This window comes from Thioclava sp. F36-6 (assembly GCF_002020305.1).
In the GTDB taxonomy this organism is placed as follows: Bacteria; Pseudomonadota; Alphaproteobacteria; order Rhodobacterales; family Rhodobacteraceae; genus Thioclava; species Thioclava sediminum.
On the sequence record NZ_MPZX01000002.1, the window covers coordinates 739,949 to 754,153 of the forward strand.

Annotated in this window: 9 protein-coding genes; 4 read left to right on the forward strand and 5 right to left on the reverse strand. The window is 63.8% G+C overall.

Translation table 11 applies throughout. The features are described from left to right. Positions 1-153: 153 nt before the first annotated feature. Entirely contained in the window at positions 154-1,932 is a 1,779-nt protein-coding gene (gene aspS / locus BMI88_RS10590) for an aspartate--tRNA ligase (protein WP_078548432.1), read from the reverse strand. Between the two features lie 243 nt (positions 1,933-2,175). Between aspS and BMI88_RS10595 the strand changes: the two genes are divergently transcribed. The 3 genes from BMI88_RS10595 to BMI88_RS10605 all read left to right on the forward strand — a co-directional run bounded on the left by BMI88_RS10595 (position 2,176) and on the right by BMI88_RS10605 (position 7,762). Further along, on the forward strand, positions 2,176-3,414 hold the full coding sequence (locus tag BMI88_RS10595; protein WP_078548434.1) for a cyclopropane-fatty-acyl-phospholipid synthase family protein: 1,239 nt from the start codon (positions 2,176-2,178) through the stop codon (positions 3,412-3,414). Between the two features lie 182 nt (positions 3,415-3,596). Further along, positions 3,597-6,926, forward strand: coding sequence for a carbamoyl-phosphate synthase large subunit (gene carB / locus BMI88_RS10600; protein ID WP_078548437.1), 3,330 nt, complete (start codon positions 3,597-3,599; stop codon positions 6,924-6,926). A gap of 140 nt (positions 6,927-7,066) precedes the next feature. Beyond that, the gene (locus tag BMI88_RS10605) at positions 7,067-7,762 is read left to right on the forward strand and encodes a porin (RefSeq protein ID WP_168173970.1); all 696 of its coding nucleotides are present in this window, start codon (positions 7,067-7,069) and stop codon (positions 7,760-7,762) included. 54 nt (positions 7,763-7,816) lie between these two features. On the opposite strand, the gene BMI88_RS10610 is transcribed toward BMI88_RS10605, so the two are convergent. The 4 genes from BMI88_RS10610 to BMI88_RS10625 form a co-directional block, all read right to left on the reverse strand. Next, positions 7,817-8,557, reverse strand: coding sequence for a GH25 family lysozyme (locus BMI88_RS10610; RefSeq protein WP_093477057.1), 741 nt, complete (start codon positions 8,555-8,557; stop codon positions 7,817-7,819). 199 nt (positions 8,558-8,756) lie between these two features. Then, entirely contained in the window at positions 8,757-9,272 is a 516-nt protein-coding gene (locus BMI88_RS10615) for an EF-hand domain-containing protein (RefSeq protein ID WP_168173971.1), read from the reverse strand. A gap of 93 nt (positions 9,273-9,365) precedes the next feature. Continuing rightward, positions 9,366-9,710: a carboxymuconolactone decarboxylase family protein gene (locus BMI88_RS10620; RefSeq protein WP_078520492.1), complete on the reverse strand. Its 345-nt coding sequence runs from the start codon at positions 9,708-9,710 to the stop codon at positions 9,366-9,368. A 279-nt stretch (positions 9,711-9,989) separates the two neighbouring features. Continuing rightward, the gene (locus BMI88_RS10625) at positions 9,990-12,491 is read right to left on the reverse strand and encodes an FAD-dependent oxidoreductase (protein ID WP_078548456.1); all 2,502 of its coding nucleotides are present in this window, start codon (positions 12,489-12,491) and stop codon (positions 9,990-9,992) included. A gap of 369 nt (positions 12,492-12,860) precedes the next feature. Here BMI88_RS10625 and BMI88_RS10630 point away from each other — a divergent pair, with 369 nt between their 5' ends. Then, positions 12,861-14,108, forward strand: coding sequence for a PRC-barrel domain-containing protein (locus tag BMI88_RS10630; RefSeq protein WP_078520494.1), 1,248 nt, complete (start codon positions 12,861-12,863; stop codon positions 14,106-14,108). Positions 14,109-14,205: the final 97 nt, after the last annotated feature.

Below are 14,205 nucleotides of genomic sequence, written 5' to 3' on the forward strand. Positions count from 1 at the left end.
CGGGGTTTGAGACGTAGGGTGGCTCGGCTTCGGCCAGAGCCCCTTCGCCTTACCCCTCCGCGCCTTTTGCGCTGGCGCGCTCCTCCACCGCGAATAGAAAAAGGCCCCGCTCCATCCCGAACGGGGCCTTTTAAATCGGTAACCGTGCGAGGATCAGTCCTCTTGCGGCAGAACCCGCAGGCGCAACTCGCGCAGCTGTTCGTTCATCGGCTCCGACGGCGCGCCCATCATGAGGTCTTCGGCGCGCTGGTTCATCGGGAACATGATGACTTCACGGATATTCGCGGTATCGGCGAGGATCATCACGATCCGGTCGATGCCGGCGGCGCAACCACCGTGCGGCGGGGCGCCGTATTTGAACGCCTTGACCATGCCGCCGAAACGTTTCTCGACTTCCGACGCCGGGTAGCCCGCGATCTCGAACGCCTTGTACATGGTCTCGAGCTTGTGGTTCCGGATCGCGCCCGAGAGGATCTCGTAGCCGTTGCAGGCGAGGTCGTACTGGTAGCCTTTGACCTGCAGCGGGTCGCCTTCCAGCGCCTCCATCCCGCCTTGCGGCATCGAGAACGGGTTATGCGAGAAGTCGATCTTGCCCTCGTCATCGGCCTCGTACATCGGGAAGTCGACGACCCAGGCGAACTTGAACTTGGTCTTGTCGGTCAGGCCCAGCTCTTCGCCGATCACGTTGCGCGCACGGCCTGCGACGCCCTCAAAACTCGACGGCGCGCCGCCGAGGAAGAAGGCCGCATCGCCCTCGCCCAGACCCAGCTGCACGCGGACCGCCTCGGTCCGCTCGGGGCCGATATTCTTGGCCAGCGGGCCTGCGCCTTCGAGCGAGCCATCCTCGCCCTTGCGCCAGAAGATGTAGCCCATACCCGGCAGGCCCTGCTCCTGCGCGAACTTGTTCATCCGGTCGCAGAACTTGCGCGAGCCGCCCGTGGGGGCCGGGATCGCGCGAATCTCGGTGCCGTCCTGCTCGAGCAGTTTCGCGAAGATCGCGAAACCCGAGTCGCGGAAGTGATCGGAGACCACCTGCATCTCGATCGGGTTGCGCAGATCGGGCTTGTCGGAGCCGTATTTCAGCATCGACTCGGCATAGGGAATGCGCGGCCAGTTCGGATCGACCGTACGACCGTCGGCGAATTCCTCGAACACACCCTGGATCACCGGCTGCATCACGTTGAAGATGTCTTCCTGCTCGACGAAGCTCATCTCGACGTCCAGCTGGTAGAAGTCGGTGGGCGAGCGGTCGGCGCGCGGGTCTTCGTCACGGAAGCACGGCGCGATCTGGAAATACTTGTCGAAGCCGCCGACCATGATCAGCTGTTTGAACTGCTGCGGCGCCTGCGGCAGCGCGTAGAACTTGCCCGGATGCAGGCGCGACGGCACGAGGAAGTCGCGCGCGCCTTCCGGCGACGACGCGGTGATGATCGGCGTCTGGAACTCGTTGAAATCGGCGTCCCACATGCGTTTACGCATGGATTTCACGACGTTGGAGCGCAGGATCATCTTGTCATGCAGGCTCTCGCGACGCAGGTCGAGGAAGCGATAGGACAGACGCGTTTCTTCGGGATATTCCAGCTCGCCGAAGACCGGCAGCGGGAGCTCCTCGGACTCGCCCAGGATTTCGATGTCGCGGACATAGACCTCGATCTCGCCGGTCGGGATTTTCGGGTTGATCAGGCTCTCGTCGCGCAGCTTCACGGTGCCGTCGATGCGGATCACCCATTCGGAGCGCGTTTTCTCCATCGTCTTGAAGGCGGGGCTGTCGCCGTCACAGAGCACCTGCGTCATACCGTAATGATCGCGAAGATCGATGAAGAGCACCCCCCCGTGATCGCGCACGCGATGGACCCAGCCCGCAAGGCGGACGGTCTCACCGGCGTTGGCGGCGCTCAGATCTGCGCAGGTATGGCTGCGAAAGGCATGCATGGGAGGCTCCCCGGATCGAGAATTGCGTATAGTCGCGCCGATACACCCGTTGAGCGCGCAAAAGTCAAGCTGTGCGGAGGCACACAGGCCCGTCTCGAGCTGTTCACGCGCGCGTGGCTCGAAAAAAGGTAAATTTTCGGTTAACTTCAGAGACAACGGGAACTTTGGTAATTTCACAAAGGTTGCCGTCGTGAAGGCTAACGCTGGAGCCTGCCAAGCCCCGGCATGATCCGGAGAGACCATATGAGAGCTTGGGACTCGCTTCTCGACCGAATGTTGCGCCACCTGATCCGCAGGGGCACGCTCGAACTCGTCTATTCCGACGAGACGCTCAGACGCTATGGCGACGGCACCGGAGAGCCGGTCCGCGTCACCATCGAAAACCCCGACGTGACGCGCAGGATCGTGTTGCGCCCCGATCTCGGCGTCGGCGAAGGATATATGAACGGCGACTACACGATCGCGAATGACGATCTGCGTGGCTTCCTCGCCCTCGCGATCCGCAACCAGACCGGATCCGGCATGCCGTGGTTCGAGAAACCGCGCGAGGCGAGCCGCTTCTTCGGGCGCCGCTTCGCGCAGTTCAACCCGGTCAACAAGGCGCGCACCAACGTCGCGCATCACTATGACCTGTCGGGCGAGCTTTATGACCTCTTCCTCGACGAGGACCGGCAATATAGCTGCGCCTATTTCGAGCGCCCCGACATGACGCTGGAAGAGGCGCAGGAGGCCAAGAAACACCATATCGCCAAGAAGCTGCTGATCGAACCGGGCATGACCGTTCTCGATATCGGCTGCGGCTGGGGCGGCATGGCGCTGACGCTGGCACGCGATTTCGGCGCGAATGTCGTCGGCGTGACACTTTCTACCGAACAGCACGCGCTGGCCCGCAAACGGGTCAAAGAGGCCGGCCTCGAAGACAAGATCGACATCCGCCTGACCGATTACCGCGATGTGACCGACAAGTTCGACCGGATCGTCTCGGTCGGCATGTTCGAACATGTCGGCGTGCCGCATTACCGCGAGTATTTCTCGAAGGTGCGCGAGCTTTTGAAACCGGGCGGCGTCTCGCTGATCCATTTCATCGGACGCTCGGGCCCCGGTGGCGCGACCGCCGATTTCATCACGAAATACATCTTCCCCGGCGGCTATTGCCCGGCCATGTCGGAAGCGTCGAATGCGGTCGAGCATGAAGGCCTCATTACCACCGATCTCGAGGTCTGGCGGCTGCATTACGCCGAAACCCTGCGCCATTGGTGCGATCGGTTCGAAGCGAATATCGACAAGGCCGTCGCACTTTATGACGAGCGGTTCTGCCGGATGTGGCGCTTCTATCTCGTGGCGTCCGAGATGGCCTTCCGCCATGGCGGGCAGGTCGTGTTCCAGTATCAGCTGGCCCATGAGGTGGGCGACGTGCCGCTGACGCGCGACTACCTCTATCGCGACGAAGACGAACAGGAACACCGGCTGGCCGCCGAGTAAGTCGCCCCCTCCCTGACCGGGCTGAAATCAGGCTGCGTTCCTACCGGTGCGCGGCCTGACAGGCTTGGGCGCGCGCCCTCGCGTCACCCTGCAACCCGGCTATCGCGTCCTGACCCTCTTGCGACGCCTGACCCTTTGCGTATAAAGCGCCTCAATTTGCGCAGTGACCAGAGGGGATTCCCATGCCGAAGAGAACAGACATCACGTCAATCCTCATCATCGGCGCCGGGCCCATTGTGATCGGGCAAGCCTGCGAGTTCGACTACTCGGGCGCCCAGGCCTGCAAAGCCCTTCGCGAAGAAGGCTACCGCGTCATCCTCGTGAACTCGAACCCCGCGACGATCATGACCGATCCGGGGCTCGCCGACGCCACCTATATCGAACCGATCACGCCGGAAGTCGTCGCCAAGATCATCGAGGCCGAGCGCCCCGATGCGGTGCTGCCGACGATGGGCGGCCAGACCGGCCTGAACACCGCGCTGTCGCTGGCCGATATGGGCGTACTGGAGAAATTCGGCGTCGAGCTGATCGGCGCGAACCGCGACGCGATCGAGATGGCCGAAGATCGGAAGCTCTTCCGCGAGGCAATGGACCGGATCGGCCTCGAGAACCCGAAAGCGACGATCGTTTCCTCGCCCAAGCGCGAGAACGGCACCTATGACGTCAACGAGGGCGTTCGTCAGGCGCTGCTTGAGCTGGAGCATATCGGCCTGCCCGCGATCATCCGCCCCGCCTTCACGCTGGGCGGCACCGGCGGCGGCGTCGCCTATAACCGCGAAGATTACGAGCGCATCTGCCGCTCGGGTCTCGACGCCTCCCCGATGAGCCAGATCCTCGTCGACGAGTCGCTGCTGGGCTGGAAAGAATTCGAGATGGAGGTCGTGCGCGACAAGGCCGACAACGCCATCATCGTCTGCGCCATCGAGAACGTCGATCCGATGGGCGTCCATACCGGCGACTCGATCACCGTGGCGCCCGCGCTGACGCTGACCGACAAGGAATACCAGATCATGCGCAACGGCTCGATCGCCGTGCTGCGCGAGATCGGCGTGGAGACCGGCGGGTCGAACGTGCAATGGGCGATCAACCCTGAAGACGGCCGCATGGTCGTGATCGAGATGAACCCGCGCGTGTCGCGCTCCTCGGCGCTGGCCTCGAAGGCCACCGGCTTCCCGATCGCGAAGATCGCCGCGAAGCTCGCCGTGGGCTACACGCTCGATGAGCTGGACAACGACATCACCAAGGTCACGCCCGCCTCCTTCGAGCCGACCATCGACTACGTCGTCACCAAGATCCCGCGCTTCGCCTTCGAGAAATTCGCAGGCTCAAAGCCCGAACTGACCACCGCGATGAAATCGGTGGGCGAGGCGATGGCGATCGGCCGGACCTTCCACGAATCCGTGCAGAAAGCGCTGGCCTCGATGGAGACCGGCCTGAGCGGCTTCGACGAGATCGAGATCGAAGGCGCGCCCGAGAAGGCCGCCGTCATCAAGGCGATCTCGCAGCAGACGCCCGACCGGATGCGCCTCATCGCGCAGGCGATGCGCCACGGGCTGAGCAATGACGAGATCCAGCACGCGACCTCCTTCGATCCGTGGTTCCTCGACCGGATCCGCGAAATCGTCGAGGCCGAGAACGAGATCCGCAAGAAGGGCCTGCCGCTCGACGAGAAGGGCCTGCGCAATCTCAAGATGATGGGCTTCTCGGATGCACGTCTGGCCACGCTGACCGGCCGCGACGAGGCGCAGGTCCGCCGGGCCCGCCGCAACCTCGGCGTCACCGCGGTCTTCAAGCGCATCGACACCTGTGCCGCCGAATTCGAAGCGCAGACGCCCTACATGTATTCGACCTATGAAGCCCCCGCGATGGGCGAGGTCGAATGCGAGGCACGTCCGTCCGACCGCAAGAAGGTCGTCATCCTCGGCGGCGGTCCGAACCGGATCGGCCAGGGGATCGAGTTCGACTATTGCTGCTGCCACGCCTGTTTCGCGCTGACCGATGCGGGTTACGAGACCATCATGGTCAACTGTAACCCCGAGACCGTGTCGACCGATTACGACACCTCGGATCGCCTGTATTTCGAGCCCCTCACGCTGGAACATGTGCTCGAAATCCTGCGGGTCGAGCAGGATAACGGCACGCTGCACGGCGTGATCGTGCAGTTCGGCGGCCAGACGCCCCTGAAACTCGCGAACGCGCTGGAGGCCGAAGGCATTCCGATCCTCGGCACCACGCCCGACGCGATCGACCTCGCCGAAGACCGCGAGCGGTTCCAGGACCTGCTGAACCGTCTTGACCTGAAGCAACCGGTCAACGGCATCGCCAGCTCGGACGAGCAGGCCTTCGAGATCGCGGGCCGCGTCGGCTATCCGCTGGTGATCCGCCCCTCCTACGTGCTGGGCGGCCGCGCGATGGAGATCGTGCGCGACCTCGACCACCTCAAGCGCTACATCAAAGAGGCCGTGGTGGTCTCGGGCGACAACCCGGTGCTGCTCGACAGCTATCTGGCGGGCGCCATCGAGGTCGACGTGGACGCGCTCTGCGACGGCGAGAGCGTCCATGTCGCGGGCATCATGCAGCATATCGAGGAAGCCGGCGTCCACTCGGGCGACTCGGCCTGCTCGCTGCCGCCCTACTCGCTGAGCCCCGAGATCGTTGCAGAGCTGAAAGTGCAGACCGAGAAGATGGCCAAGGGCCTCAACGTGGTCGGCCTGATGAACGTGCAGTTCGCGATCAAGGACGGCGACATCTACGTCCTCGAGGTCAACCCGCGCGCCTCGCGCACCGTGCCCTTCGTCGCTAAAGCTACCGACTCGGCCATCGCGTCGATCGCAGCGCGTCTGATGGCGGGCGAGAAGCTGTCGGCCTTCCCGGCGCGCCCGCCCTATCCCGAAGGCGTTGGCCCCGACACGCCGCTGCCCTTCGCCGATCCGCTGACGCTGGCCGACCCGCAAACGCCGTGGTTCTCGGTCAAGGAGGCCGTGCTGCCCTTCGCCCGCTTCCCCGGCGTCGACACGCTGCTCGGCCCGGAAATGCGCTCCACCGGCGAGGTGATGGGCTGGGATCGCGACTTCCCGTCGGCCTTCTGGAAAGCCCAGCTTGGCGCGGGCACCGTGCTGCCCGAAAGCGGTCGCGTGTTCTTCTCGATCAAGGACTCCAACAAGACCGACGATCTGGCCGAAGCCGCAGCCTCGCTGGTCTCGATGGGCTTCACCATCGTCGCGACTGGCGGCACCGCCGCATGGCTCGCCGAACATGGCGTGGAAAGCGAGAAGGTTCTGAAGGTCTATGAGGGCCGCCCGAACATCGTCGACCGGCTGAAGAATGACGAGATCGACCTCGTCTTCAACACCACCGACGGCAGCCAGGCGATTTCGGACAGCCGCGACATCCGCGCGGTCGCGCTCTATGACAAGATCCCCTACTTCACCACCGCCGCCGCCTCCATCGCCGCCGTCTCGGCGATCAAGAGCCGCAAAGAGGGCGAGGTGAACGTCCGCTCGCTGCAGTAAGCGACGGATACAATTAGAGAAATGATGTGACTCGCGGAACACGGTTTCCGCGAGTTTCTTTTTCAACCCGGGGGTGATCTTGCTGCGCCTCGGTGGCTCACGCATGGCTAAAGCCTAAAAACAATTTCATGAGGCAAGTTATGAACAAATGCGTTTTCGCAGCCGCAGTCCTTTTCGCGGCGCTCCCGCAAATCTCCAGCGCGGCTGAAATCACCGGCGGCACCGTCGGCATCGGCTTTTCGCAATTCACCGATGACGGCGATCTCGACAAGACCTCGGCCACCGGCTCGCTCGAAGTCGGGTTCAACCGGCAATTCTCGCTGCAAGGCGATCTGGCCTTCGCGAGCTTCGGCGCAAGCGACACCGACGCCAACAACGTCGCACTTCACGCGATCTACCACGCCGGTCCGGCCACCTCCTTCGGCGCCTTTGCGGGCCACGACCACGCTGAAGGCGCAGGACTGGATTACTATGGCCTCGAAGCGGGTCATTCCTACGGCCAGTTCGGCGGCGAAGCCTATGTCTCGCACGCCAAGGAAGACGGCGTCAGCGGCAACCTGTTCGGCCTGTCGGGGCGCTATGCAGTCAACGACGCGTTCGGCGTGACTGCGGGCTATGACCATATCGACGTCGAGAGCTTCGACGCGAACCGCACGCAGATCGGCGTCGACTACAAGCTCGGCAATGTGACGCTGAGCGGCGATTTCGGCCATGCCGATGGCGACGATCTGGGGTCGAGCAACTACGTCTCGGTCGGCGCGACCTTCGCCTTCGGTCCGCAGCGGCGCACCACGTTCAAGCAGCGTGATCTGATCCGCGTCATCCCCGGTCTCTGACCGCGACGCGCTTGCAGGGGAAAGGCGGCCTTTCGGGGCCGCCTTTTTTGATGCTCAGGCCCGCTGCGCCCGCCGGGCCAGCCAGCTTTGCCACGCGGCCGGAGAGCCCGCGAAGGCGTTCATGTCCACGTTCCCCGGCACGCCCGGCACGACACCCGTGCCGCTATACTGCCAAAAGCTCCAATCGGCGCCGGGGTAGCGCTCCATCGGGTGCGCGGTGACCGAGCGCAGCCACATTTCATAGCCGGAGAAGCGCGACAGATCGTTGTCACGCCAGAAATCGATCGTCGTGTAGATCACCGGGCGCGTGCCGTAATGACGCGTCAGGGCCGCGAGGAAACGGTGCATCTCGGCGCGGGTGACATGGGCCGCAGGACGACGCTGGCAGGTACGCGAGGTGTGGTTCCACTCGATATCCAGCACGGGCGGCAGATCGCCCCGGCGGCGCGGCACGTTGCGGATATACCAATCGGCCTGCTCTTCGGGGGAGCGGCAGAAGTAATAGAAGTGATAGGCCCCGACCGGCACGCCCGCCGCCCGCGCGCGGGTCGCGTTGATGTGGAAACCCGGATCGGAGTGATCGCCGCCCTCGGTCGCCTTGAGCCACGCGAAGGACACCCCCGCCGCGCGCGCCCGGCGCCAGTCGATCTCGCCCTGATAGCGCGCCGCGTCGATCCCGTGGACCGGCAACCGCGCCGGCGCCAGACCTTCCCAATCATGCGGGTCGGTATCGCCGAAGCGCGCGGGAATGCCGCTCGCCCGGTAGTTCGAGGCCGACAACACTGCCGGACGCATCAATTTGGCCTGCTTGCCACTTGGCGCGCCGCCGCAGCCCGCCAAGGTCAAGGCTGCGCCCGAGACGAAGAACCTGCGTGAAATCCCCATGCTCACTCCCCCGTGATTTTTTCCCAGCCTCTCATGCAAACGCCCGCCTGTCATCGCTGACAGGCGGGCGTCTTTTTACATCGGCGAGGCTTCGCCTAAGAGGGGGCGCTCAGCTCCGGGGGCCGAAATCGGCTTGGGTCAGCACGCCATCCCCGTTGCGATCGCGCATCGCGAACCACTGATCGGTGCCACCCACGAATTCCGCGCGCGAGATCACCCCGTCGCCATTCGCATCGAAGGCCCGCAGCCCCTCGGCGGTCGGGATATCGTGGCCCGCGCGCATCGCGTTGCGGCCCTGACCCTGTCGCTTGCCGGGCCCCTGCCCCATGCCCTCGGGCATCTGGTGCCCCGGACCTTTGCCGGCTTCGCGTTCCATTTCCTTATGCTCGTCGATCATCGCGATTTCGGCGACGGAGTAAGTGTCATCCTCGTTCGCGTCGAACATCGTAAAGATGTCGCCGCGCCGCTCGCGGGCTTCGGACAGCGTGACGCCGCCATCGCCATCGAGATCCCATTGCAGGAGGAATTCCTGCCCCGGCACCGGGGCGGTTTGCGCGAACCCCGGAGCGGCACCGAGCAGCAGTGCAGCGGCAAACGGGGCGGCGAGAGAAGCGATGCGTTTCATCTGTCTGTCCTTCATTAGATTTGTCGTGAATGAAACGAAACGGCCCGCGCCTTTCCGGCGCGGGCCTGACAACATGTCGCAGAGCGGGGCAGCTCAGCCTTTCGCGGCGGCCAGCTCATCCCAGCAGCCCAGCGCGTGACCGGCATACATCACCCCCGGGCCACCGCCCATCTGGATCGCCATGGCGAGCACGTCGCCCAGCTCCTCGCGCGTGCCGCCCGCCTTCATGAGCGCCTCGACATGGAACATGATGCAGGGCTCGCAGCGCAGCACGACCGCCATGCCGAGCGCGATGAATTCCTTGGTCTTCACATCGAGCGGCCCGTTCTCCTTCACCGCTTTCGACAGCACACCGAAGCCGCCGACAGCGTCGGGGATCGTCTTGTTCATCACCCGTAGTTCGTTGCGCATCTCGTCGATTTTCGCCTTGTAGCTCATCGCAGGTCTCCTTCGCATTTCGTCCCTCGCGGCGTGACACGGGGCGCGGGCGAAATCCTTGACCTGCGTCAAGCCAACGGGGTGGCGCTGCGTGATGTGACCAAAGTTGAGGGGGCTCCGCCCCCGGCGCGGGACGCGCGCCTCCCCCAGGATATTTTCACCAAGCCGAAGACAGCAGTATTTTCCCCTTCGCCTTGGTGCAAATATCCCGGGGGGTGAATTCGCGCAGCGAAAAGGGGGGCAGCGCCCCCCTTCTCCGGTCTCAATCGCTAGACAGGCTCAGCCGTCGACGCGGATGCGCGCGTTGCTCGGGTCGTGCGGGCTGTCCTCGGTCACTTCCGCCGGATAATCGGCGCCGAGGATGCGCACGGAAAGCTTGGTGCCCGGTTCAGCCAGATCGGGGCGCACATAGCCCATCCCGATCTGCTTGCCGAAGGCCACCGACCAGCCGCCCGAGGTCAGACGCCCGACCTTCTCGCCATCCTGTTTGATGACTTCCTTGCCCCACGGGTCAGCGTCGTCCGGCCCGTCGATCAGAAGCGTCACGCATTTCGAGCGGATGCCGGTGTCGAGCATCGCCTGCTTGCCGGTGAACTCCTTCTCGAGGTCGATGAAGCGGTCGAGACCGGCTTCCTGCGGGGTCGCGTCGCGGCCCAGCTCGTTGCCGAACGCGCGATAGCTCTTCTCCTGACGCAGCCAGTTCTGCGCGCGCGCACCCACCAGCTTCATCCCGTGCTTCTCGCCCGCCTCGACCAGCAGATCCCAGAGGTAGCGGCCGAATTCGACCGGGTGATGCAGTTCCCAGCCCAGCTCGCCCGTATAGGCCACGCGCACCGCGCGCACCGGGCACATGCCCAGCTCGATATTGCGCATCGAGAGCCACGGGAAGCGCTTGTTCGACAGCACCGTCTCCGGATAGGCGTCCTTGACCACCTCCTGCAGAATCTTGCGCGCATTGGGGCCCGCCAGCGCGAAGACGCCCCATTGGGTGGTCACGTCGTGGCAATCGACATAGTCGCCGCCCGCCGCGCGGAAATCCTCGATCGATTTACGCAGGAAGTCGCCGTCGTAATCGGTCCAGGCGCCCGCCGAGATCAGGTAGTATTCGTCCTCGGCCAGACGCACGATCGTATATTCGGTGCGGGTCGTGCCGGCTTCGGTCAGCGCGTAGGTCAGGTTGATCCGGCCCACTTTCGGCAGCTTGTTGCAGGTGAAAGCATCGAGGAAAGCCGTCGCGCCGGGGCCGCGCACCATATGTTTGGTGAAGGCGGAGGCGTCGATCAGGCCAGCCGTGTCGCGCAAAGCCTCGGCTTCGGCCTTGGCATATTGCCACCATTCCCCGCGACGGAACGAGCGGCTGTCATGGTCGAAGCTCGAAGGCGCATCCTTGGGCCCGTAATAGTTCGGGCGTTCCCAGCCGTTGGTCTGGCCCATCTGCGCGCCCGCCGCGATCTGGCGATCATAGGCAGGAGCGGTGCGCAGCGGACGGCAGGCTTCGCGCTCTTCATCGGGGTGGTGCAGGATGAAGACGTGCTCGTAGGCCTCTTCGTTCTTGCGCGCCGCGTATTCGGTCGTCATCCAGCTGCCGTAGCGCTTGGGATCGAGCGAAGCCATGTCGATCTCGGCTTCGCCTTCGACCATCATCTGCGCGAGGTAATAGCCGGTGCCGCCCGCAGCCGTGATGCCGAAGGAGAAGCCTTCCGCCAGCCACATGTTGCGCAGGCCCGGCGCGGGGCCGACCAACGGGTTGCCATCGGGCGTGTAGCAGATCGGGCCGTTGAAATCGTCCTTCAGGCCGACTTCTTCCGAGGTCGGCAGACGATGGATCATCGACATGTATTCTTCTTCGATACGCTCCAGATCGAGCTGGAACAGATCGGCGCGGAAGGTCTCCGGCACGTCATAGAGGAAGCGCGCGGGTGCGTTGCGCTCGTAAGGGCCGAGGATCCAGCCGCCGCGCTCTTCGCGGACATACCATTTCGCATCGGCATCGCGCAGCACCGGGTGCTCGGGGTTGCCCTCGGCGCGCCATTTGACCAGCGCCGGGTCGGCATCGGTGACGATGAACTGGTGCTCGACCGGGATCGCAGGGATCTTGATGCCCAGCAGGCGCGCGGTGCGCTGCGCGTGGTTGCCGGTGCAGGTCACGACATGCTCGGCGCGGATCTCGATCTCTTCGCCGGAGCCGACGAGGTTGCCGCCCTTCTCGACCATCTTCTCGAGCGTGACGACCCATTCCGAGCCGGTCCAGCGATAGGCGTTGACCTGCAGCTTGCGCGCGATCTCCGCGCCGTGCTGACGCGCGCCCTTGGCCATCGCCTGCGTCACGTCGGCGGGGTTGATATAGCCGTCCTGCGGGTGGAACAGCGCACCCTTGAGGTCCTCGGTGTTCAGAAGCGGCCAACGCTCCTTCATCTGCGCGGGCGTGAGAAACTCGTGATAGACATCCGCGGTCTCGGCGACGGAGGAATAGAGCTTGTACTCGTCCATCCGCTCTTGCGTCTGCGCCATGCGCAGGTTGCCCACGATCGCGAAACCAGCGTTCAAACCGGTCTCGGCCTCAAGCGTCTTGTAGAAATCGACCGAGTATTTGTGGATGTGGGTCGTCGCGTAGCTCATGTTGAACAGCGGCAGCAGACCCGCCGCGTGCCAAGTCGAGCCTGAGGTCAGCTCGTCGCGCTCGATCAGCAGCGTGTCCCAGCCCGCCTTGGCAAGATGGTAGGCGACACCGCACCCGACTGCGCCGCCACCGACGACCAAAGCTTTCACATGGGATTTCATCGCGGGGCCTCCTTGCCGATACGGACGTAGGGGCAGATTGACCCTCATATTCGCAAACGCAATCCGATCCGGGCGACATTCGCGCGACAAAAACGACAAAAGCGCACGCGCGGCGCTTCGGGGGCGCGGCGCCTGCCCTGTGGGGCCCGCTTATGAAAGCTCAAGCCCCATTGGATGCGCGCAAACCCCGCGATGACGCTTCCGTGAGGCGAGTCGCGAATCCGTGTTTTGTTCCCGCGATTTGCAAAAATTTTTCCCCCATTTGCACAGGAACTGTGCGCGGTTTCACCAGTTTTGAGACCATCAGAGGCCGGGGAAACCAGAAACCGGGACCGACGCGCCTCACGTAAAACGAAAGGGAGACGAGATATGAAAAAGCTCATCACCACTACCGCCATCGGCCTGATGCTTGCCCTGCCCGCACATGCCGAAGACAAAGCAAATGCAAACGCGACGGCTGAAGCCAACGCAAATGCTTCGGCCAACATGTCGGGCGACATGTTCATGAAGTCGATTCCGGACTCCTTCAACGCTTCGGGCCTCATGGGCAAGCGCGTTTACATCTCGAAGGACAAGGTCGACGCGAAGACCGCGATCAACGAAGCGCAGGATAGCTGGGATGACGTTGGCGAAGTCAGCGACGTCGTGATCGGCACCAACGGCGAAGTCGATGCCGTGCTCGTCGACGTGGGTGGTTTCCTCGGCATTGGCGAGAAAACCGTCGCGATCTCGATGGATTCGCTTAACCTGATCCCCGACGGCGACACCGACAATTCCTATTTCGTCGTCGCTCAGGGCAGCAAGGACCAGCTGGACCAAGCGCCGAAATATGACGCCGAAATGCAGACTGCGTTCAGCGCGGATGCTAATGGCGACATGAACGGCAACGGCGAAGACATGCAGAACGCCGATGCGTCGCAGAAGATGGATGAGGCTGGCGACAACGCCGAAGCCGCTGCCACCGCGACCGCCGCTGCTGCTGGCGCCGCTGCGAACGAAGCTGCCGACAAGACCGCCAAGGCTGCCGACAACGCAGGCGAAGCGATGGACAACGCCGCCGAGAACACTGCCGACGCTGCTCAGAACGCCGCGCAGGAAACCGAGCAGGCGATGAACAACGCTGGCGACAAGACCGAAGAGATGGCGAAAGACGCCGCTCAGAACACCAAGGAAGCGGCAAACGCGACTGGCCAAGCCGTCGAGAATGCGGCTGACAACGCTGGCGAAGCGACCAAGGAAGCCGCGAACGAGACCGGCAACGCAATCGACGACGCTGTCGACAGCACTGCCGCTGCCGTGGGCACCATGGGTCAAGCTGACCAGGAAGACGGCCAGAAGGTCGATATCGCTTCGGTCGCTCCCGACACGCTGCGTGGTGAAGGCGTCTATGGCCCGAACGACGACAAGGTCGGCGACGTGTCCGAGCTGGTTCAGGGCAATGACGGTAAAGTCTCGGGCGTCGTGATCGACGTGGGTGGCTTCCTCGGCATTGGCGCCAAGCCGGTCGAAATCAAGGCGAGCGAGCTGACCGTTCTGCAGAACGACACCTCGATCACCGTGCATACCGGTCTGACCGAAGAGCAACTGAAGAAGCTTCCGAAATACGAAGCGAAGTAATCTTCGGATGATGTGACGGAGAGCCGGGGGCAGCCCCTGCTCCCAGCGAAGGCCCCGGGCGTGTCCCGGGGCCTTTCGTCATTGCTGGCCCGACTCA

Excerpts from the sequence above, each read along its gene's own strand:
- aspS (WP_078548432.1), bottom strand. The coding sequence starts at position 1,932 with ATGCATGCCTTTCGCAGCCATACCTGCGCAGATCTGAGCGCCGCCAAC.
- BMI88_RS10595 (WP_078548434.1), top strand. The coding sequence starts at position 2,176 with ATGAGAGCTTGGGACTCGCTTCTCGACCGAATGTTGCGCCACCTGATC.
- carB (WP_078548437.1), top strand. The coding sequence starts at position 3,597 with ATGCCGAAGAGAACAGACATCACGTCAATCCTCATCATCGGCGCCGGG.
- BMI88_RS10605 (WP_168173970.1), top strand. The coding sequence starts at position 7,067 with ATGAACAAATGCGTTTTCGCAGCCGCAGTCCTTTTCGCGGCGCTCCCG.
- BMI88_RS10610 (WP_093477057.1), bottom strand. The coding sequence starts at position 8,557 with ATGCGTCCGGCAGTGTTGTCGGCCTCGAACTACCGGGCGAGCGGCATT.
- BMI88_RS10615 (WP_168173971.1), bottom strand. The coding sequence starts at position 9,272 with ATGAAACGCATCGCTTCTCTCGCCGCCCCGTTTGCCGCTGCACTGCTG.
- BMI88_RS10620 (WP_078520492.1), bottom strand. The coding sequence starts at position 9,710 with ATGAGCTACAAGGCGAAAATCGACGAGATGCGCAACGAACTACGGGTG.
- BMI88_RS10625 (WP_078548456.1), bottom strand. The coding sequence starts at position 12,491 with ATGAAATCCCATGTGAAAGCTTTGGTCGTCGGTGGCGGCGCAGTCGGG.
- BMI88_RS10630 (WP_078520494.1), top strand. The coding sequence starts at position 12,861 with ATGAAAAAGCTCATCACCACTACCGCCATCGGCCTGATGCTTGCCCTG.